Origin of the sequence: Silvibacterium sp. (assembly GCF_047605705.1) — a bacterium.
Lineage (GTDB): Bacteria > Acidobacteriota > Terriglobia > Terriglobales > Acidobacteriaceae > Silvibacterium.
Map to the genome: position 1 here is coordinate 164048 of NZ_JASGFD010000001.1, position 21022 is coordinate 185069.

Sequence of the window (21022 nt, forward strand, 5' to 3'; positions counted from 1 at the left end):
GCACGCGATCCCTGCTGCGCGCAGGGCGATACGCCTTCGACCCTCGCTTCTTTCAGTCGCGATCCAGCGCTCATGCAGAGAACGGACGAGAAACTGCTACCGCACGGCCAAATCCAGGCTCAACCGCACAAACGAAACCGCTGGCATAGGTAGATCGAACTCGAGCACCGCCTCGCCTTGCGCATCAGCCATAATCCGCGCGTCCGGTTCCAGTGTCTGCAATCCGTCCCGCTCATGCAGTACACGCATTGCACTCGCGTCCGGCCATTTCGGGCTGCCCATCGACTGCCACGCGCCGTAGACATTCGAGTGCGTGTTGTCGATGCGGTCATGCTCGACGGTATAGGCCTGTCCCGGCACGAGCCCTTTCACCGTCAGCACCACGTGCCGGTCGAGTGCCGGCGCTCCCATCGACTTTGCATGTTCATCGGTTGCGTTCGCAAGCAGTGCGGCGACGGTGCCACCATCGCGCGTAGCCACGCCCTGCACCAGCCCTCCATAGCCATCGCCTGTGCCCGTCATCGCTGCGCGATGCGTCCCCATGCGATGCAATTCGTAGAAGGCCCAGTACCGCGCCTTGCGCAATCCGTCGAGACCGATCATTCCAAAGCCGCCATGAAACAGCGCCTTCGGATTGCCGCTCTCCTCAAAGTAATCGCTCGCTGTCCACGGGCTGAGGACCGTCACCTGGTCCAGGCTGTCGAATACGCCGTGGATAGCCGCTGCCGCTGCATACGCGGTATCACTTACGGCATCTCCGTACTCCGGAGAGACGCCCCACTCCGTGAAGTACACCGGCACATTCCCGAGTCCGTACCGCCGCAGCAGCGGACGATAATCCGAGACCGGCAGGTAGTAGTTGTGCATATCCAGGAAGTCGAGCGGCGCATGCGTCGCTCCGGTCGCGTAATCCTTCGTCGTCACGTGCCGCAGGAATGGCTCCTGAAAGGTCGTGAAGGCCACAACCGGTCCACCGACCATGATCTTCGGATCAACGGCCTTGATCCCCGCAGCGGCGTAGTCATAGAGCCGGAAATACTGCTCCATGGTGCCACTCCAGAAGTCGGGCGTGATCTTGAGATCTGGCTCGTTCCACACCTCGAAGGGCCACGTCTCGACCTCGGCCTGGCCATAGCGATCGACGAGGTGCTGCGTCAACGCCGCGACCAGCGCCTGCCATTTTGCATAATCTTTCGGCGGCGAGCTGATGCCTTTGTAGGTGAACACCGTCGTCGCACCCGGATGCGCCGCCAGCGCCCGCGGCATAAAACTCAGCTCTACAAACGGCCGCATGCCGTCGGCACGCACCATGTCATACAGTTGATCGACCTTGCTCCAGTCGTAGTGAGCGTGACCCTGCGCGTCTTCGGTGTAGACACTCGGATCGTCCATGAGAATGCCGTGCGCCCGCACGTAGCGCATACCGAGCGTGTCATGCGCCAGCCTGTTTCCCGCCCGCAGGCCAGCGCCCGCGTTTCGCAGATGATCGTTGATGTCGCCCTTCAGCATGTAGCTCAGGTGCTCGGAGCCGAAGGCCATCTCCCATTTGTGCGCGAAGAGGCCCGCATCCTGCCCCGCATCCACCTCAATGCGCACTATTGGTTCAGATGTGCTGTCGCTCGCGGCAACAGCCGAACCAGTCGCACCTACCGGACTCCACGCGCTGCCATCGTTTGCACGCACACGATAGTAGTAGGTAGTGCCAGGCCGAATATCCGTATCGACAAAAGGAGATCGCGGCAGCCGGCCAAAGGGCTCACCGGGATAGGCGCGCTCAAGCAGGTTCTGGAGAAATACCGGTGCAGCACCATAAGCGGAGCTGACCAGCGCAAACGGTCCGTTCGCATGCGTGCTGCGCTGCACCTGGTAGCCGACGGCATTCTCCACCGGCGTCCACGCTACGGTGATCTGTCCACGCCCGGCGCTCGCAGTGATGCAGCCCACCGGCACGAGAATCTTCGATTGCGGCAGAGAAGGCGGCGGCAGGTAGCGAATCCACAGGTAGGCCACGCCCAGCACCAGCACGGCCGCGCCCAGCACGATCAACAGAGCCCAGAATATGCGCCGCCACCATTGCCCCACGCTCGCGCTGACCTCCTGCTTTCACACTAAACGGCGTCTTGCACTGCCACGGTTACAATTCCGTGACCACTCCTTCAGAACCCTTCAGCCCCAGCCGGTCCGCATCCGCCTGCATCGCTGCGAGGCAAAAGGCAATATGCTCATCGAGCGGCACACCCAGCTCCTCAGCACTTTGATACACATCTTCACGATGCACGCCGCGCGCGAAGGCCTTGTCCTTCAACTTCTTCTTCACACCCGCAACTTCCACATCAAAAATGGATTTTGTCGGTTTCACGTAGGCGCAGGCAGTAAGAAAGCCGGAAAGCTCATCACATGCAAAGAGCGCTTTATCGAGATGCGTCACCCGCGGCACGCCGGAATAGGTTGCGTGGCCAAGGATGGCAGTCCGAATCTCTTCCGGCCAGCCCTGCTCAGCGAGCACACGGTTACCAACGAAGGGATGCTCTTCGAGTGAAGGATGCCGTTCGTAGTCGAAGTCGTGCAGCAGTCCCGTGATCGCGTAGCGTTCCACAAACGCTTCGCGCTCCGTCCCGGCAAGGCTCCGCGCGTCCGCTTCCTTCTCTCCATAAGCGCGCAGGCAGGTCTCCACTCCCAGCGCATGGCGCAGCAGGCTCGCCGACCGCGTCCACTCCGTCAGCAACTCCCAGGCTCTCTCCCGCGTATACGCATCCGCAATCGTCATTCGCTTTCCCTTATTCCTTTCATCATTTGGTTTTCTCCGGGATTCTTCCCGGTTTCTTTGGCAGAATCACAGTTTTCACTTGACAATGAAGATACCTCGAATGCATCCTCATGAAAGTTGCCGCGGAAGTGCCGATAGACCCAGCAGTTCCACGGCTTCAAGAGAAGCCCGCTCTGGCTCTCTGCTACAAAATATGGCAACTACCTTAGCTACCGTCGAGGCGCGTGAGGTACTACGTTGCGAGCATTGCAGTCTCGTGCAGTTTCGCACCACAAACTCACTCTGCCGCCGCTGCCACAAGCCTCTCGAGGTCGATGAACCCGAGCCGCAGACGCCGCACTTGGTCGTCGCTTCCCCTGCTGTCACTCCACAGGATGATATCGATGTGGCCCGCGCTGTGCGCGAAATCCGCCAGTCACGCGGCATGAGCCAGCGTCAGCTTGCGGGACGCATGCAGGTCCCACGCACCTATATCTCGAAGATCGAAAATGGCAAGGCCATGCCCACGCTCTCCTCGCTCGAGCGCCTTGCTCTCGCGCTTCAGGTGGACGTGTGCGCATTGCTGCGCGATGCACGCAGCCGTCGTCAGGCTGAGACCAATGCGATCTTCTCGGATCCCTTCCTGGCCGAGATCTCCGCTTTGATCCCGCGCCTGGACGCCTTCCAGAAGTCGATGTTCCTGAACCAGGTGCGTGAAATGGCCTCCGGCCGTCGCCGTTCCCAGGCAGCCAGCTAACTCTACTCATCATTCCCCGCAGCGCTGCGCGTCGGCGCCGCTGCGTTTGCCTGGCGTTCTGCCCCAGCCTTTTGTTCAGGAGTAGCCTGTTGCGTCGAATCGACCCCGCGGAACACCCGAGCGCTGAGATCTACAAGCTCATCACCGGGGCGATCGTGCCGCGCCCCATCGCTTTTGTCTCTACGATCGACGCGGATGGCATCCCCAACCTTGCGCCCTTCAGCTATTTCATGGCGTGCAGCTCGAACCCTCCGGTCGTCTGCTTCTGCACCACCGTGCGCCCCGGCCCGTTGCCCCACAAGGACACACTGAGCAACGTGCGCGCCATCGGGGAGTTCGTCGTCAATATCGTCTCCGAAGAGTTCGCCGACCGGATGAACCTCACCGCCGCGGAAGTCGCGCCCGAAGTCGATGAATTCCAGCTCTCCGGCCTTACGCCTTTGCCCAGCGAACTCGTCCGGCCGGCCCGCGTTGCCGAGAGCCATGTCCATATGGAATGCCGCGTGCGCCAGATTCTTACCATCAGCGACCAGCCCAATGGCGGCATCATCGTTTTTGGCGACGTTCTTCGCTTTCATGTCGACGAAAAGGTCCTCAACGGCAACAAGATCGATCCGGATCTTCTCCAGGCCGTGGGTCGCATGGGCGGCCCAACCTACATCCGCACCCGGGATCGCTTCGACATGGCGCGGCCCAAATAGCCGGGAGTTCCGGAACCATCGCCGTGATTGGTCCGCGTTAGCATTGCTCCTGCGCTTGGCCGCGTGCTACGGTCAGGCATGAGGGAGGAACAGGCCTCCCCCGCCCTTCCCCCGTTATCATGGAGATGGAACACAAACGTGCCTTCGCATGGCAATTCGCCGGCAGTGGCCGAAACGAGATAGAGGTCCTGGTTGTCCCTGAATTTCAGCCGCGTTCATGAGCTTCCCGCCGACGAGCTGGCCGTTTATCGCCGCCTCGATCCCGCACGCCTGCCCCAGCACGTCGCCATCATCATGGACGGCAATGGCCGCTGGGCCGGCAAGCGAAGCCTGAAACGTTTCCTCGGCCACCAGCAGGGCGCCGAATCCGTACAGTATGTCGTCGAAACCGCATCCCGTATCGGGCTGCCGTGGCTCACGCTCTACGCTTTCTCGCTCGAAAACAACCTTCGCCGGCCCCGTCTCGAAGTCAGTTTCCTGATGCGCCTGCTGCGCAGCTATCTCAGTAATAACGTGCAGCGGATGAACGACAACAACGTGCGCATCCAGTACATCGGCCGCATCCAGGAGCTGGAGCCCGCTGTCCGCGAAAGCATGGAGTGGGCTGCCGACGCCACCCGGCATAACACCGGCACCGTCCTCACCCTGGCCCTCAACTATGGCGCGCGCTCGGAGCTCGTAGACGCCTTCCGTGCCCTGCACCGCGAGGTCAAGGCAGGCGAACTCAGCCTCGATGCCATCACCGAGCAGGACATCCAGCGCCACCTTTACACCGCGCACATGCCCGACCCCGACCTGCTGGTCCGCACCTCGGGAGAGATGCGCATCTCGAACTACCTGCTCTGGCAGATCGCCTACTCTGAGATCTTCGTGACCGACCGGTTATGGCCTGACTTCCGCGGCATTCACATGCTCGAGGCCATCGAGGCCTACCAGCGCCGCGAGCGCCGCTATGGCGGCCTGGGCGTCAGCACCGACGCGGAGGATATCTCGCACGAACCCTCCAGCAACACGCTCGTTCCGCGGTAACGACTCTTTCCAGACAGCAAAAAGGCCGGAGAGTGATCTCCGGCCTTTTGCTGTTCTTCGCGCTTCGGCTTACTGGCCTACCGGCACAGCGCCCGGCAGCATGAAGACGCGGCTCGCCGAGGTCAGCTTCGTGTTTGGCACATCGAGCTTCACCTTGAGCGAAGCCACATCCGGCTTGTTGCCCTTGAAAGGCGCCGAGAAGCTCAGCTCGTATTGGTTGTTGAGGCGCCGCTGCAGATCCTCAAAGAACGGAACGAACGACACCGGATTGCTGAAGCCCTGGTAGTAGTAGTTGCCGCCGGTGGCATCGGTCAGCAGGGACATCAGGTTCTGGCCCGTATCCGTGCCGCGCAGCGTGCGGCTGGCAAAGCCCTGGTCATGCCAGAAGATGGCATTGATCACGATGCCCGCCTTGACCGAGTCCGCGATCGCAGCCTGCAAGTACGGATCATCCGGATCGAAGCGCGGATTGTAGGGATCGAAGCCATCGGTGATCACAACCGCTTCACGCCGCACATCGCGGCTATTCGACGGCCACTGCTTGGCCAGATCCGAGATGCAGAAATACGGGCTCGCGCTCTCACCCGGAACACCGCCCGGCAGATGCAGTCCCCTGAGCGCTGCCAGCTTATCCGAAGTAAATGGCGTGGCGAAAACAGCGCGGCCATTCTGCATATAGGCAATGGCGATCGCGGTGCTCAGCGGCTGGCTCTGGACGAACTTCGCAATATCTTCCATATTGCGGCCCATGCTGTTGCGCGCGCCGCTGTCGATCAGGACCACCATCTCGAGCCCGGCGCGATCGCCGCGCAGAGGAGTCACGCTATTGATCTGGGCGGTCTTGCCATTGACCTGTACCTTGAAATCCTTCGCGTCGAGTGTGGGCTGGCTCTCTGCACCCTTGGTCATGACTGTGACGATCGACTGTGATGGCACCGCACCGTCCTGAGCCATTGCCGCCGAACCCATAGCAGACACACACACCGCCGCTACAAGCAATTCACGCATCTTCATCTTTCTGCTCCCTGGCCGGCCCGGATCAACGGACCCGCCGTCGCACCGGTCTTCCGGACCAGTACGATCTCCACTCCTGTGAACCCCATTCCGGAACATCTGTTGCTTGGACGTCCGGATGTCCTCTAAAGACCCGACGCGGCTGCGTACTCAACCGCTTGCCCGTGTATCCTCAACTTCAGCATGAAACGTGTTCTCACTGCTGCGGTTCTGATTCCGCTTGTCCTGCTGCTGATCTTCAAAGGCCCGTTTTGGCTGATTACCCCTGTCGTTGCCCTCGTCGCTGAGCTCGCACTCTGGGAGTATCTTGCCCTTGCCGACGGATTCGGCGCAAAGACACCGCGCATTGCCACCATGGTTGCGGTTGCGCTGATCTTCCTCTGCGTCTTCTACCGTCCGGAGCTGCTCGCGCAGCTGCTGGGCGCTATTGCGCTCGCGCTGCTCACGATCTCGGCCTTTCGTTCACCGCTCGCCCGCGCGCTACCCGATGCTGCGTTCTCCGTCTTCGGCGTGCTCTATACCGGCCTTTCCCTGGCGACGATTCCGCTCATCAGCGCACAGGAAAACGGCCCATCGCTGCTGCTCTTCCTCTTTTTTGTGGTCTGGACCGGCGACATTGCCGCGCTTTATGTCGGCCGCTCTTTCGGCAAGCGTAAGCTCGCCCCGTCGATCAGCCCCGGCAAGAGCTGGGAAGGCTCCATTGCCTCTATTGGCGGAAGCGTCCTTATTGGCGTTGGCGTTGTCTTCCTGGCCCAGGCGCTCAATGCCCGCAATATCGAGATCCTCTCTTATCCGGGCTCCCTCTTTCGCTGGATCTTCCTCGCCATCCTGCTGAACGTAGCTGCACAGGTCGGGGATCTGATCGAGTCGGCGATCAAGCGCGGTGCCGGCGTCAAGGATTCCGGCACCCTGCTCCCCGGGCACGGCGGTATCCTCGACCGTATCGACGCGCTGCTGCTCGCCGCCCCCGTGCTGTGGTACGCTCTATTAGCGCAGCAGACCTTTTAACCGCGCACAAGTCTTTTTGATTGACGGACTTAACAAGTTGAAACGGATTGCCATCCTCGGTTCCACCGGCTCCATCGGTCAGAGCACACTCAGCATCATTGAATCCTTCCCCGACCGCTACGCCGTAGCTTCGCTCGCCGCAGGGCAGAATCTCGATGAGGCATTTCGCCAGGCTGTTCGCTGGTGCCCGGCTGTTATGTCCGTGGCCACCGCCGAGCTGGCCGACCAACTTTCGAAGCGGCTGCGGGAAGCCTCAGTAACCGGCATCGAAATCGTCCACGGCACCTCGGGCACCGTTCGCGTCGCAACCCTGCCCGAGGCTGACTTCGTTGTCTCGGCGATCGTGGGTGTCGCGGGGCTTGAAGCCACCTACGCCGCGGTCCTCGCCGGCAAGCCCATCGGCCTGGCGAACAAGGAAGCCATGGTGGCAGCAGGAGAAATCCTTACCGCTGCTGCCCGCGAACGCAATGTCCCTCTATTGCCTATCGACTCAGAGCACAACGCCGTTCACCAGTGCATGCGCGCCGGCGAACGCGGCGAGATCAAACAGATCTGGCTGACCGCCTCAGGCGGTCCTTTCCGCAACAAGCCGCTTGCCGAGTTCGAGCACATCACCGTGGAGCAGGCGCTCAAGCACCCTACGTGGGTCATGGGCCGCCGCATCACCATCGATTCGGCCACACTGCTGAATAAGGGTCTCGAAATCATCGAAGCCTGCCGCCTCTTCGACATGCCTCCGTCGCAGGTCAAGGTGACCGTGCATCCGGAATCCACCGTGCACTCGCTCGTCGAGTACGTAGACGGCAGCATCCTCGCCCAGATTTCGGTCACCGACATGCGGCTGCCAATCCTGTATGCGATGGCCTACCCCGAGCGGCCGGTCTCCAACCTGACCTTCGACATGGCGGCACTTTCGCAGCTGAACTTCCAAACGCCTGATTTTGAACGCTTTCCCTGCCTACGGCTGGCCTATGAAGCAGCCGAAATCGGTGGCGCGCATACTATTGCCCTGAATGCCGCCGATGAGATCGCGGTTGCGGCCTTCCTCGAAAGAGCCATCCCCTTTACAGCCATCCCGCGTACAATTGAGGCAGTATTAGAGGAAACCCCCGAGACCCATCCGACCACGATCGCCGAAGTGCTCGCCCTGGATACTGAGGCCCGCGAGGCAGCACGGCGTATCGTTGCAACGGCTGGCCGGACATCTGCCCCCATCGGCGCCTAGAGCTGTTCCGGTCCTGCCCATCCGGAAGCTGGCGTTGTCCCCACCGGCAGACGGGTGATCCGCATACGTAGGAACCTACCGAATCTATGTCATTTGCGTTGACCGCCATCGTTTCCATGCTCATCGTGCTCGGCATCATGGTGCTGGTGCACGAGTTCGGCCACTTTGCCGTGGCCAAGTTCTTCGGCGTGCGCGTCGAAGTCTTCTCCATCGGCTTCGGCAAGCGCCTCTTCGGCTTCCGTCGCGGAGACACCGACTATCGCCTCAGCCTGCTGCCCCTGGGCGGTTATGTGAAGATGGCCGGCGAGAATCCGGGAGAAGCACGTACCGGCGATCCCGACGAATTCGCCTCGCATCCGCGCTGGCAGCGTGTGCTCATCGGCCTGGCTGGTCCAGTGGCCAACTTCATCCTGGCCTTCGTGCTCATGACCGGCCTCTACATGATGCATAACGAGGTCGAGAACTACCTTTCCGGCCCCGCTGTTACCGACTTCATCCCGCAGGATTCCCCGGCCGGACGCGCCGGCCTCCAGGCAGGCGACCGCATTGTCCGCTTCGACAAGGACAAGAATCCCACCTGGGAGCAGGTCCGCATGCGCGCGGCGCTGGACGTGAACTCCTCCGTCCCGGTCACCGTGGAGCGCGTCGTCAACGGCCAGACGCAGACCTACAACACCCAGCTCTATCTCACGGACTCCACACACGGCGGCGACTTCGAGATCGAGTCCATCGGACTGCTTCCCAAGGAGCAGAACGGCCCCCTCGGCGTGCGTGACGTGATGCCCGGCAACCCGGCAGACAAGGCTGGCCTGAAGACCGGCGACGCCATCGCTTCGATCAACGGTCAGACGGTCCACTCTGTCTCCGCCGTCATGGCCGTCCTTCAGCAGACCCAGGGCAAGCCGGTTCAGATTGTAGCCATCCGCAAGGCTCAAACCCTGAACCTGACTGCGCAGCCCATCTGGGGTGACGACGGCACGGGCCGCATGGGCTATCGCCTCGGCTTCCACCCTGCACAGGCGCCCTTCCACGTCGAGCAGCTTCCGATTGCCGCCGCTGTCCGCGAGTCCTTCGTCTTCAATCGCGATAACTCGGGCTACATCCTCGACGTGTTGAAGCGGCTGGTCACGCATCGCTCGAACATGCAACAGCTGAGCGGTCCCATCGGCATCGCCCGCGAGACCGGCGAAGCCGTCACCATGCCCGGCTGGCAGCCTCTGATCGCGCTGATGTCGCTTATCAGCCTGAACCTCGGCATCTTCAACCTGCTGCCGATCCCGATCCTCGACGGCGGCATGATCCTGCTGCTCCTGATCGAAGGCACGCTGCGCCGCGATCTCAACCAGGACTTTAAGGAGCGCGTCTACCAGGTCGCCTTCGTGATGCTGATTCTCTTCGCAGCGTTTGTGATGTTCAACGACGTCGCCAAGCTCAACATCCTCTCGAAGCTCAAGCCGTAGGCTTCAGAAAAACCAAAGCCGAAGGGGCACAGTCCGCTGTGCCCCTTCGGCTTTTTCACGCTCCGCATCGAAGTTGCCGTATCCTCATCCAATATTTGCTATGTCAGAGAACGTCTTTCCGCTGATCCTCGCCGAGCTCAAGGCCTTTGCCGCCACCGCGCCCAGCCTCAACGCGTTACAGGAGTTTCTCGTTGAGCTCATCCCCGCGCGGCTTTTCTATTACAACTGGACCGGCTTCTACATGCTCGATCCCGAGGATGCCGAGACGCTGGTTCTTGGCCCCTATCGCGGTGCGCCCACCGAGCACGTCCGCATCCCGGTTCACCAGGGCATCTGTGGCGCAGCCGTGGCCCAGGATCAGACCGTCATCGTCGACGACGTGAACAGTGATCCCCGCTACCTGGCCTGCTCGCTCGAAACCCGCTCGGAAATCGTCGTACCCATCCATGCGCACGGCAAAGTCATCGGCGAAATCGATATCGACAGCCACAACCTCGCAGCCTTTACCGCTGCGGACCGCGACTTCCTCGAGCAGTGCGCGAAGATCGTCGGCAGCTACGTCGAACGCACAAAGTAACCCGACGGTGGCCCATTCAAGCCTGCTTTTGGCTTGAGCCGGGATAGGCAGACCTCAGCCTTCGGTCGATTCGAAATAAAACTCGTAGTGATTTCGGCAGCCGGGGTTGAACCCGGCGCCGCACTCCGGGCAGGCGTAGCCGCTGGCGAGATACGCGGCAATCGTCAACTCCGTGCCGCACACCCCGCACAGCACGGCCTTTGTCTCCCGCTGATCGCGCGGCCATACCGCAATCGAATGTCCTGCCATCGCCTCATGGCAATCCTTGCAGGCGTAATACTCGCCGCAGCACGCCATACGGATGGCAATGACATCGAGCGGCGAATGCCAGTGCGTACAGCGCGTTTCGGCATCGAGATTGAGACCGTGAACCTGGGGTCGTTCCATCTCTCCATCTGACCACATTGCGGAGCAACGCGCTGATACCCTAAAGCCTGTTAAGGAGTCCGCATGACATCCCCTATCGCGCGCGCTACCATCCGCGTGCGCTACGCCGAAACCGACCAGATGGGCGTCGTTTACCACGCTAATTATTTTGTCTGGTGTGAGATCGGCCGCGTCGAGTTCTTCCGTCAGCTGGGCCACGACTACAAGAGCATGGAAGTCGAGGACGACTGCCATCTCCCCGTCGTCGAAGCCTCCTGCCGCTACCGCTCCCCTGCTCGTTATGACGACGAGGTGGTGATCGAAACCCGCGTGAAGCTCCTCCGCGGCCCTATCGTGAAATTCGGCTACCGACTGCTCCGCATGGAGTCAGGAGCGGAGGTACTTCTCGCCGAAGCCGAAACTGCCCACGTCTGTGTCGGACGCAATATGCAGAAACGGAACCTGCCCGACCGCTATGCCCATGCCATGCGCGGAACGCTGGCCGAGGTTTCGTCCGCGCAGGATTAGAATAGGCGCAGTGTGGGGTCGGTCCTCCAACCTCTTGCCCCACGATAATGGCAATGGGCTATCGCCGAATCAGCTTTACGATCGCGGCGACGATGGCAGCAAATACGAGCAATTCGCGTACGGACACGCGAACGTCGCATTTGAGCCTAAACCTCATATGCGTCCTCCTTTGCTAAGAAGGCCCGGAGAGTGTTGGTCGCACTTTCCGGGCTTTGTCGCGTTTTGGCGCGACCCGCACCGGAGTGCAATGCAGCACTGCACCTTTCTACTGCGACAGAACCGGCAAAGAAAAATGCCTCCAGCCTAAGCTCGCCTCGCGCTGTTTCAGCCTGCCCATTCACGGATCCGCCATTCCGAAGTAACCGTCCTTTTCCCTGCCCGCGATAGACTGGAATGCAACCGATGCTCCAGTTCCTGTTCCTCCGTGGCGCCTCCATCGTCGTGCTCATTCTGGCCAATGGCTTTTTCGTGGCCGCCGAGCTCGCCCTGGTCAGCGTGCGCGAGACCCGTATCGAACAGCTCATCGCGCAGCGCCGTCCCGGAGCCGCGCTCGTGCGGCGGCTGCAGCAGCACCTGGACGATTTTCTGCCTGCCGTCCAGCTCGGCGTCACCCTGTGCAGCCTGGCACTCGGCTGGGTAGGCGAGCCTGCCGTCGCCGACGTCCTCGTTGCGTGGCTCGACGCGATCCCGCATGCGCATCTCTACGCGCACCTTATTGCCGTGCCGGTCGCCTTCGCCTTTATTACCTATTTTCACGTTCTGCTGGGAGAACTGGTGCCCAAGGCGCTGGCGCTGCGCAAGACCGAGCAGATGGCCGTCGCCGTTGCCGGCCCGATGGATGTGTTCATCCGCCTCACGCGCCCGGCCGTACGCCTGATGAACAACTCGGCACGCATCGTGCTGTACCTCTTCCATACGCCGATGGCGCACGAATCCTCGGCGCATTCTCCGGAAGAGCTAAAGCTCATCGCCACCGCCGCGCGGCGCACCGGCGCGCTGCCCGCGTATCAGGAATCCCTGATCCATCGCGCCGTGGAAGTCGGCGAAATCCCCACGCGCGAAATCATGACTCCGCGCCAGCGCATCTTCTCTCTGCCGTTTGACCTGCTAATTGAAGACGCCAGCGCCCGCATCATTGAAGAGCAGCACTCCCGCGTTCCCGTCTATGACCCGGCCAAGGGACCGGAGTCGATCGTCGGCCTGGTCTATTCGAAAGACATCTCCCGCCTGATGCACTTCCGCGCCTCGGCCCGCACTCGCTTCAAACAGGCTCCCTTTGTCGATCTTCGTCTCAAGCAGGTCATGCGCGAAGTACTCGTCGTTCCTGAGACCAAGCCTGTCCTCGACCTGATGCGTGAGTTCCAGCAGCGCCGACGCCACCTGGCCATCGTTGTCGATGAATACGGCTCGACCGTTGGCCTGGTTACCGTCGAAGATGCCATCGAACAGCTCATCGGCGAGGTGGATGACGAATTCGATGTAGCAGCGAAAGCCGTGCTCACCAACGCCAGTGGCAGCCTTGTCCTCGATGGCGGCGTGAACCTCCGCGACCTTGAGACCCAGATGCAGTGGAGCCTGCCCCGCGACGGCGGCGTGGAAACCCTGGCCGGCTTCCTGCTTGCCCGCCTCGGGAAAATCCCCACGGGCGGTGAGATCATCGAGTTCGAAGGGCGCCGCTTCACCATTCTCGAGATGAACGGCCATCGCATCAGCCGGATCCGCATCGAGACAATCCCGGAGGAACCGGCAGCGGGCGCGATGAAACCAGCCGCGCCACAGCGCAAGCCAGCCCGCTCTCCGTCGCAGCCTTTGGAGCACGCCCGCTGATGGCCCAGTCCCACCGCGCCCTGCGCGCTTTGCTCCTGCGCCTGCTCTACACCGTGCCCGTAGTGTGGCTGGTTGTCTCCGTCGTCTTCCTGCTCATTCACCTCGTTCCCGGCGACCCGATCCAGCAGATGCTCGGCGATGGCGCACGCCCTGCCGATATCTCCGCCCTGCGCCATGTCTACGGCCTCGACCTGCCACTGCACACGCAGTATCTGCACTACTGGCGCGGCGTGCTGCATGGCGACCTCGGGCAATCGCTGCGGCTCAAGGACTCGGTCACGCATCTCGTCCTGTCGCGCTATCCCTACACGGTCGAGCTCACCGTTGCTGCGCTGATCGTAGCGCTCGCACTGGCCGTCCCTGCCGGAATCGCCAGCGCGACCCATCGCGATCGCTGGCAGGACCGGGCGCTCAGCGTCATCAGCCTCTTTGGGCTCTCGTTTCCGGGATTCGCGCTCGGTCCCATCCTCGTCCTGCTGGTTTCCATCCGGCTAGGCTGGCTGCCGGTGAGCGGCGCGGACAGCCCCGCTCATCTCGTACTACCTGCCACCACCATGGGCAGCGCGCTGGCCGCCATCCTGACCCGCATGGTGCGCACGGCCATGCTCGAAGAGCTGGGCCAGGACTACATCCGCACCGCGCGCGCCAAAGGCTTGCCCGAGCGCACGGTGGTCTATCGCCATGCCCTTCGCAACGCGCTGATCCCCGTCATCACGCTGGTCGGCCTCCAGTTCGGCGCACTGCTCGCCGGAGCCATCGTCACCGAGAAGATTTTCAGTTGGCCCGGCATCGGCCGCCTTACCGTCGATGCTATCTCGAACCGTGACTATGCCCTGCTCCAGGGATGCATTCTCGCCGTTGGCGTCACCTACGTGCTGGTGAACCTGGCCACGGACGTGCTCTACCTCCTCGTGAATCCCCGCATCCGCGGCTGATCGAACACTCGGAAGCCGAAAATTCCAGCCGGAAAGCTCTTACTGATGTAAGCTCTTTCGCAAGGATGACGAATCAGCGACCTGGCATCGGATATCGATCTTTGCCTGTGGAAACGCCTAGATTGTTCTCCACAACGAGTGCGCCTGTCTACGCAGGCGGCGCACCTCCCGTGTATCGCCCAAACGCATCGGCTGCGGCTCAGCCCAAGATGGCAGGCGGCCGGAGTCCAGTAGCGTTTTCTCCTTCCGCCGCGCCGATTCACCTTGGGGGAGCACCTCCCGTCTATCGCCCCGCAGCCACGCCAAGCCAGTCGCCAATCTTGCCCCGTATGGCTAGCCGTGGAGCGCCTCCTGCACTTGCGGCCATGGCTTCTCCAGTGCATCGGGGAGGCTCGCCCTTCCCGTACCACCTGCCAGCAGTGTCTGCGCCCACTCAACCCAAGTTGCAGAGATCCCTTGCTTGGGCGACGCCGCCGGTAAAAACGGCAACCTTCGCCGCTATTCAACGAATGGAAGCGGAAAAAGCCAGCCCAGAGGAAGAAATCGAGGTCGACCTCTTAAACGAAGTAGATGATGACACAGTCATTCGGTCCTTCTATCTCGGCGGACAGACGGCGATTGAGGAAGAGGTATTCTCCGACGCGGAAGAGTCAGATGAAGAACATCCCACCCTCAAAGGCAGGAAGTATCTTCGGGTCAAGAGCGCACGCGATGTCGTGAAGGTCATGGATCGAACCATCGATCGGGGAGAAACGACTGTTTATACGAAATACCCCAAGAGCAATAGCATGAAGACGAATTACCGGCTGATGCACAAGACTCACAGAAATCCAGGCAATTATCTGCTCTTTTATGCCGGCACTCAGGACAGCCCGTCTTATGAAGACTTCGAAAAACTCAAGGGGAAGGATGAGACAGAGAAAGAAGCCTTCGCGCACTTCCAGAGCTTCGCACAGGGAACCATCCCTCCAAGCTGGACCGAGGAGCAGCAAAAGAAGGGCTTTGCGCTAATGAGCATCAGCTGCGGCTCGGAGTATGAGCGCGCGACACTCGGACTCCAGGCTTTCCAAGTAGAAAGCGAGAATATACAGGCTGGGCGGAGTACGTTTGAAGACTCCTTCACGAAAGGGCCCAACAAGAGCACCGCCAGCTTCCTGGGTGCAAAAAAGGATGGCGGATCCGCCGATCTCCGCCGGGTGGAGCGAGATGAGTTGCATGGCATCGATCAGAACCGAAAAAAACGACAAGCGGACGCCATCCGGCTAAACGTGCGATCGCGCTCGATGAAACATATCCGGAAGAAATTCAAAGGAAGACGGGTTGGCGGCAAAACACAGTTCTCCCCTCAAGTAACGGAGGCTCTGAAACAGGCGGCGATTGAACTGCTCAAGGCAGAAGGGAAAGATGTTCTTTGCCGCTTGTCGGTCTTGAAGAAAAAGTAGCGCTCTAGCCCCTCGATCTGCATATTGCAGTGAGCATAGAGGAAATCTTCTGCTCCCGGGCACGATCCTCAATCAAAGAAAAGACTAGTCATTGCACGACCCAATAGGTTGAGCTGAGAACCTTGGGAACCAATTTGCCTGCGCCTGCGTATCCGGATGCGTGGGAAGCATCTGCTCGTCCGGTTCCGCTTCCAAATTGAAGGAGAGACCATGAAATACACCTGGATCGCAGCCGCGCTGCTCGCCGCATCCCCTGCCGCAATGCTCGCCGCCGATGGCAACTTCGATAAGACCCTGCACGTTGGCGGAGGCGTTTCGCTCTCGGTCTCCACCGGCGCTGGATATATCCACGTGTCGCCCGGATCCGACGGGCAGATTCATATCATCGGTCACGTGCATGCGGGCCATGGTTGGGGCAACTGGGGCGGTTCGCCCGAGGATGCCGTCAAGCAGGTCGTCGACAACCCTCCCATTGAGCAGAACGGCAACAGCGTTGAGATCGGCAAGCACACCAACTACCACAACATCTCGATCGACTATGAAATCACTGCGCCGCGCGGCACGGTGCTCGATGCCAGCTCCGGATCCGGCGACCTGCAACTGCGCGAGCTGAACGGCCCCCTCAAGGCACAGACCGGATCGGGCTCGATCGAGGCCAACGGCTTCACCGGCCGCGTGGCCCTGGGCACAGGCTCCGGCGATATTCACGCCGAGTTGCACGGCACGCCCGATGTAAAGGCCGAAACCGGCTCCGGCTCCATCCGGCTGAGCGGTGTGGACGGCGCGCTCTATGCCCAGACCGGATCGGGCGATATCGATATCGCGGGCAACCCCTCAACCAACTGGAAGCTTGAGACTGGATCGGGTTCCATTTCGCTCGATACCGGCGGGCGAGCAAAATTCACCCTCGATGCGACCACCGGGTCGGGCTCCATCCATAGCGATCCGCCGATCTCGACGCACGGCAGCCTCGAACGCCACCACATTACTGGCGACATCAACGGCGGTGGTCCCGTGGTCCGTATCGAAACCGGCTCCGGCGACGTACGCATCCGCTAATTACACCCACAAACAGAACGGCCTCGCCCCGAATGTGCTTCGGAGCGAGGCCGTTCTGCTTTTCCTGCATTCCTACTGCGGCTGTTTTTCCTGCTCTTCTTTCTTCTGCTCCTCCTGCCGTTTCCTCAGCTCATCCTGCTGTTGCTTCGTCAATGGCTTTTGCTGCGGACGAGCCTGTTGAGCGGGCTGTCCGGGACGCGCCGGACGGGCCTCAGGCTGCCCGGGCTTTGCAGCAGGCTGCTCTGGTCGGGTTGCAGGTCGAACAGCGGGCTGCTCTGGCCGCCCTGCCTGTTGTGCCGGACGCGCACTCGAGGCTGGCTCAGCGGGACGAGGCGCGTTAGCTGCAGGTGCCGTTGCCGGACGACCGTTGTTCCCCGCCGGACGAGCTGCCTCAGCTGGAGCCGCGGGATGGGAGTTGTTGTTCCCCGGAGATGTAGGCCGGGCAGTATTGTTTACGGGCGCTGCCGGTCTTGCAGCATTTCCTGCCGCAGGCCGTGCATTATTGTTTGCCGGAGCCGCAGGACGAGCCGCATTGCCGGCAGGAGCCGCAGGCTTCAGATCGGGAGCGATAGGCCGCGTCGCCGGCTTGATGGCTGCCGCGGGCTGTGGTTTCGGCAGCGACACCGGACGAGCCGCGGGGCGATTGGCGACCGGGGTAGCAACAACCTTTCCATGCGGTGTCATCAGCGCGGGACGAGCCGCAGGCCGGGCGACGGATGCCGCAGGGCGGGCCTGCAGAAGCGGACGCTGCGGAGCCGGTGCCGGAGGACGAGCCACCACGATGGGAGCACGCGCAATCTGCTGCACCTGAGCCTGATTCAGCCGCACGGGCTGCACCCGTCCGCCTGCCGCGAAGTTGTTTGCCGGGACTGCCACCACGCGCTGCCGGTTCACATAGTTCACGTTGGTGACGTTGATCTGGTTTACATTCGTGACGTTGCGCGTATTTGTGATGAAAGTGTTGTAGTTGTTGATCACCGTCACATTTTTGATGACGGTCACATTCACGTTGGTCACGTTCACGTTCGTCACGTAACGCGGCGAGCACTGGTACCACGGCACATACGGTTCGGCCACGCCCAGCGGGAACCACGCGGCAACACCGGCGCCTCCGCCGATATTGATCCCAACCGAGAAGCCCGGTGCGCCAACAAAGGCCACCAGCGCGGGCGAATAAACCGGACGCGCCGCAGGCGGCCCAGGTACCCATCCCCAGCGGCCTCCGATCACCGCCCAGCGTCCATAATGGAATGGCGCGTATCCCCAGGGAGCATCGTCCACCCAGGTGTAGCCCCATGGCGCCACATACGCCCAGTGGCCCACGGTGTACGGCTGCCAACCCATGCCGACGTTCGTGGGATACCACACCGGCCCATAGTCGGGCGTCACCGACCAGTTGCCGTAGTCATCCAGATCGTCATAACCGGGCATCTCGCGGCTGACATAGCGCGCGGAAATCGAGTTCAGGATGTGCCGATCGCGATCCATCGACCAGCGGTCGAGCTCGTCGTAGCCCGGCGTCTGGACAAGGCCCAGCTCCAGCGGATTCGTGCCATACAGCTGCACTGCCTGCCCCTGTACAACCTCCTGATTCACTCCCGGTCCCGTGACCTGCACAGCACCCGCGTCCACAGATACCAGAGAAGCATCCGGAGCGTACGCGTTAATGCGATAGTCCCCGGGCTGCTCGATGATCACTGCACCGTTTGGCGTATCGACTTCGATCACGTTCTGCGGATCGATGGCGAATACGCGCACATGCACTGAGCCCGAAGCGAGTCCGATCTGTTCATAGTTGTCGGTGAGATTCGTCAGGGTCACATCGGTACCGCCCCACATTCTCACATCGGAGGCCCCGAGCTGAATGACGGCCCGCGATCCGGGATCGGTATAAAGGCGATCGCCGCTGATCATCGGATAGTTGGGCGGAGCTGCATTCCAGGCATCCACACCTGAAGGCTGCAGGGACACTACGCCCTGCAAATATCCAATTCTCGCAACGCGCGCAGGCGGATCCATCTCCTGCGCATGGAGCGCTGGGGCGAATAGCAGTGCGGCAGCTGCAACGGCCGCAGCTAACGCAGGTATCGTTCTTAACCGGTTCATACGTGGGTTTTCTCCGTGAAGTGCTACCGTTCCTCTGACGCCTGCGCGGTGAACAACGGAGAGAGCTCGCGAGGCAAGAACTACCAACGCACTCTAACCCATAAAAATGAATAAGTTGCCGTAGTAGAAAACACACACTAACCGGCAAGAACTACATACTCTTTTGCGCGCGGACAAAAGATCGTGAAAGGCCTTCGACAACGATACGCATCGAAAGCCTCTCTACGAAAACAGGAACTCCTTCGTACGCAGTTCCTTGATCGTGTCGCGCAGCTTTGCGGCCTTCTCGAACTCGAATTTCTTCGCGGCCTCACGCATTTCGCCTTCGAGCTTCACGATGTGCGCATCGAGTTCAGCCTGCGACGCGAACTCCGGCATCGACTCGCTTTCGTCTGTCAGGTCCGCATAATCGGCCTTGAGGATCTTGGCCAGTGACATATCCGCGGAGCGAGAGACCGACTTCGGCGTAATGCCGTGCTCCTCGTTATAGGCCCGCTGCACCTCGCGGCGGCGGCTGGTCTCGCCCATCGCCTGCTTCATCGAATCGGTATGCCGATCAGCATAGAGAATCGCGCGGCCGTTCAGGTGGCGCGCCGCACGGCCAATCGTCTGGATGAGCGATCCGCTCGAACGCAGGAAGCCTTCCTTGTCTGCATCGAGAATCGCGACTAGGGAAACCTCTGGCAGATCGAGCCCCTCACGCAGCAGGTTGATACCGATCAGCACGTCGTATTCGCCCTTGCGCAGATCGCGCAGCAGGCGCACACGCTCGAGCGTTTCGATCTCCGAGTGCATGTAGCGGCATTTCACGCCAACCTCGGAGTAGTAGCCGGCAAGATCCTCGGCCATGCGCTTGGTCAGCGTCGTTACCAACACGCGCTCGTTCTTCGCCGCGCGGTCGCGAATCTCAGCCAGCAGATCGTCGATCTGTCCGCGAATCGGCCTCACCTCTACTTCGGGATCGATAAGGCCGGTCGGACGAATGATCTGCTCCACCACCACGCCAGCACTCTTGGTGAGCTCATAGGGCCCGGGCGTCGCCGACACATAAATGACCTGGTTCACGCGCCCCTCGAACTCCTCAAACTTGAGCGGCCGATTATCCGTCGCCGAAGGCAGACGGAACCCATAGTCCACGAGGTTTTGCTTGCGCGAGCGATCGCCGTGCCACATGCCGTGAATCTGCGGCACGGTCACGTGCGACTCGTCGATGAACAGCAGGTAATCCTCCGGAAAGTAATCGAGCAGCGTTGGCGGCGGCTCACCGGGCAGCCGTCCGGAGAAATGCCGAGAATAGTTCTCGATGCCGTGGCAGTAGCCCACGGACTTGATCATCTCGAGATCGAACCGCGTGCGCTGGTGAATGCGCTGCGACTCCACCAGACGCCCCTGCCCTTCGAGTTCCTTCTCCCACCAGCCGAGCTCGTCGAGGATCGACTCGATCGCCGTCTTCTTCTTCTCCGGCTGGACGACGTAGTGGCTCTTCGGATAAATCGGCAGACGCGCGTAACGCTGCTTTACCGTACCGAAGAGCGGATCGATCTGCGCCAGCGAATCGATCTCGTCGCCAAAAAGCTCGATGCGATACGCGTTCTCATCATAGGTCGGATACACCTCGATGACGTCGCCGCGCACACGGAAGGTACCGCGCCGGAAATCGGCATCGTTGCGCTCGTAGAGGATCTCCACCAGCCGCCGCGTGATGTCGTCGCGGCGAATCTTCTGCCCCTTCTCGAGCAGCAGCAGCATGCCGTAATAGGCTTCCGGCGAGCCGAGACCGTAAATGCACGAGACCGACGAGACAATCACCACATCTCGCCGCTCGAAGAGTGAACGTGTCGCCGAGAGCCGCAGCTTATCCAGCTCTTCGTTGATCGTCGCTTCCTTCTCGATGTACAGGTCGCCGGACGGAATATAGGCTTCCGGCTGGTAGTAGTCGTAGTAGGAGACGAAGTATTCGACCGCGTTGTTGGGGAAGAACTGCTTGAACTCGTGATAAAGCTGCGCCGCCAGCGTCTTGTTGTGCGCCAGCACCAGCGCAGGCCGGTTCAGCTCCTCGATGACCTTCGCCATGGAGTAGGTCTTGCCCGAGCCGGTCACGCCCAGCAGCACCTGGTGCTTCTCACCCGTGTTCACGCCGGACACAAGCTCGGGAATCGCCCGCGCCTGGTCGCCCCTCGGCGTATATTCGCTTACCAGTTCAAAGTCCACGCTCATCATGGTAATGGATGCCGAAGAAGGC

General features: G+C 61.1%; 18 protein-coding genes. 12 read left to right on the forward strand and 6 right to left on the reverse strand.

All coding sequences use genetic code 11. The annotated features are described in order from the left end of the window. Window positions 1–96: 96 nt before the first annotated feature. Both QM649_RS00595 and QM649_RS00600 read right to left on the reverse strand, forming a co-directional pair. Window positions 97–2082: a GH39 family glycosyl hydrolase gene (locus QM649_RS00595; protein WP_415197051.1), complete on the reverse strand. Its 1986-nt coding sequence runs from the start codon at window positions 2080–2082 to the stop codon at window positions 97–99. 52 nt (window positions 2083–2134) lie between these two features. Next, window positions 2135–2767: an HD domain-containing protein gene (locus QM649_RS00600; RefSeq protein WP_415197052.1), complete on the reverse strand. Its 633-nt coding sequence runs from the start codon at window positions 2765–2767 to the stop codon at window positions 2135–2137. A gap of 193 nt (window positions 2768–2960) precedes the next feature. Between QM649_RS00600 and QM649_RS00605 the strand changes: the two genes are divergently transcribed. From QM649_RS00605 to QM649_RS00615, 3 genes are all read left to right on the forward strand, one after another. Further along, window positions 2961–3503, forward strand: a complete 543-nt coding sequence (locus QM649_RS00605; protein WP_415197053.1) for a helix-turn-helix domain-containing protein — start codon at window positions 2961–2963, stop codon at window positions 3501–3503. Window positions 3504–3592: 89 nt separating this feature from the next. Further along, on the forward strand, window positions 3593–4204 hold the full coding sequence (locus tag QM649_RS00610; RefSeq protein ID WP_415197054.1) for a flavin reductase family protein: 612 nt from the start codon (window positions 3593–3595) through the stop codon (window positions 4202–4204). A 192-nt stretch (window positions 4205–4396) separates the two neighbouring features. Continuing rightward, the gene (locus QM649_RS00615) at window positions 4397–5233 is read left to right on the forward strand and encodes an isoprenyl transferase (protein WP_415197055.1); all 837 of its coding nucleotides are present in this window, start codon (window positions 4397–4399) and stop codon (window positions 5231–5233) included. Between the two features lie 69 nt (window positions 5234–5302). Here the strand turns inward: QM649_RS00615 and QM649_RS00620 are convergent, their stop codons facing one another. Further along, window positions 5303–6247, reverse strand: a complete 945-nt coding sequence (locus QM649_RS00620) for a hypothetical protein (protein ID WP_415197056.1) — start codon at window positions 6245–6247, stop codon at window positions 5303–5305. Window positions 6248–6430: 183 nt separating this feature from the next. Between QM649_RS00620 and QM649_RS00625 the strand changes: the two genes are divergently transcribed. From QM649_RS00625 to QM649_RS00640, 4 genes are all read left to right on the forward strand, one after another. Continuing rightward, the gene (locus QM649_RS00625) at window positions 6431–7255 is read left to right on the forward strand and encodes a phosphatidate cytidylyltransferase (protein ID WP_415197057.1); all 825 of its coding nucleotides are present in this window, start codon (window positions 6431–6433) and stop codon (window positions 7253–7255) included. Window positions 7256–7292: 37 nt separating this feature from the next. Further along, entirely contained in the window at window positions 7293–8480 is a 1188-nt protein-coding gene (locus QM649_RS00630; RefSeq protein ID WP_415197058.1) for a 1-deoxy-D-xylulose-5-phosphate reductoisomerase, read from the forward strand. Between the two features lie 86 nt (window positions 8481–8566). Further along, window positions 8567–9940 (forward strand): RIP metalloprotease RseP, encoded by a 1374-nt coding sequence (rseP, locus tag QM649_RS00635; protein ID WP_415197059.1) that lies wholly within the window; start codon window positions 8567–8569, stop codon window positions 9938–9940. A gap of 100 nt (window positions 9941–10040) precedes the next feature. Then, entirely contained in the window at window positions 10041–10517 is a 477-nt protein-coding gene (locus QM649_RS00640) for a GAF domain-containing protein (RefSeq protein WP_415197060.1), read from the forward strand. Between the two features lie 54 nt (window positions 10518–10571). On the opposite strand, the gene QM649_RS00645 is transcribed toward QM649_RS00640, so the two are convergent. Continuing rightward, window positions 10572–10904, reverse strand: coding sequence for a CHY zinc finger protein (locus tag QM649_RS00645; protein ID WP_415197061.1), 333 nt, complete (start codon window positions 10902–10904; stop codon window positions 10572–10574). Window positions 10905–10967: 63 nt separating this feature from the next. On the opposite strand from QM649_RS00645, the gene QM649_RS00650 reads away from it, so the two are divergent. The 5 genes from QM649_RS00650 (at window position 10968) to QM649_RS00670 (ending at window position 16674) form a co-directional block, all read left to right on the forward strand. Continuing rightward, window positions 10968–11411, forward strand: a complete 444-nt coding sequence (locus tag QM649_RS00650) for an acyl-CoA thioesterase (protein ID WP_415197062.1) — start codon at window positions 10968–10970, stop codon at window positions 11409–11411. A gap of 402 nt (window positions 11412–11813) precedes the next feature. Continuing rightward, entirely contained in the window at window positions 11814–13238 is a 1425-nt protein-coding gene (locus QM649_RS00655; RefSeq protein WP_415197063.1) for a hemolysin family protein, read from the forward strand. Then, complete coding sequence (locus QM649_RS00660) at window positions 13238–14173, forward strand: ABC transporter permease (RefSeq protein WP_415197064.1); 936 nt, start codon at window positions 13238–13240, stop codon at window positions 14171–14173. Before QM649_RS00655 ends, QM649_RS00660 begins: the two co-directional genes overlap by 1 nt. Before the next feature lie 443 nt (window positions 14174–14616). After that, entirely contained in the window at window positions 14617–15615 is a 999-nt protein-coding gene (locus QM649_RS00665) for a hypothetical protein (RefSeq protein ID WP_415197065.1), read from the forward strand. Window positions 15616–15825: 210 nt separating this feature from the next. Further along, on the forward strand, window positions 15826–16674 hold the full coding sequence (locus tag QM649_RS00670) for a DUF4097 family beta strand repeat-containing protein (protein ID WP_415197066.1): 849 nt from the start codon (window positions 15826–15828) through the stop codon (window positions 16672–16674). A gap of 72 nt (window positions 16675–16746) precedes the next feature. On the opposite strand, the gene QM649_RS00675 is transcribed toward QM649_RS00670, so the two are convergent. Beyond that, window positions 16747–18780, reverse strand: a complete 2034-nt coding sequence (locus QM649_RS00675) for a DUF6600 domain-containing protein (protein WP_415197067.1) — start codon at window positions 18778–18780, stop codon at window positions 16747–16749. Window positions 18781–19002: 222 nt separating this feature from the next. After that, on the reverse strand, window positions 19003–20997 hold the full coding sequence (gene uvrB, locus QM649_RS00680) for an excinuclease ABC subunit UvrB (RefSeq protein WP_415197092.1): 1995 nt from the start codon (window positions 20995–20997) through the stop codon (window positions 19003–19005). Between the last annotated feature and the right edge of the window lie 25 nt (window positions 20998–21022).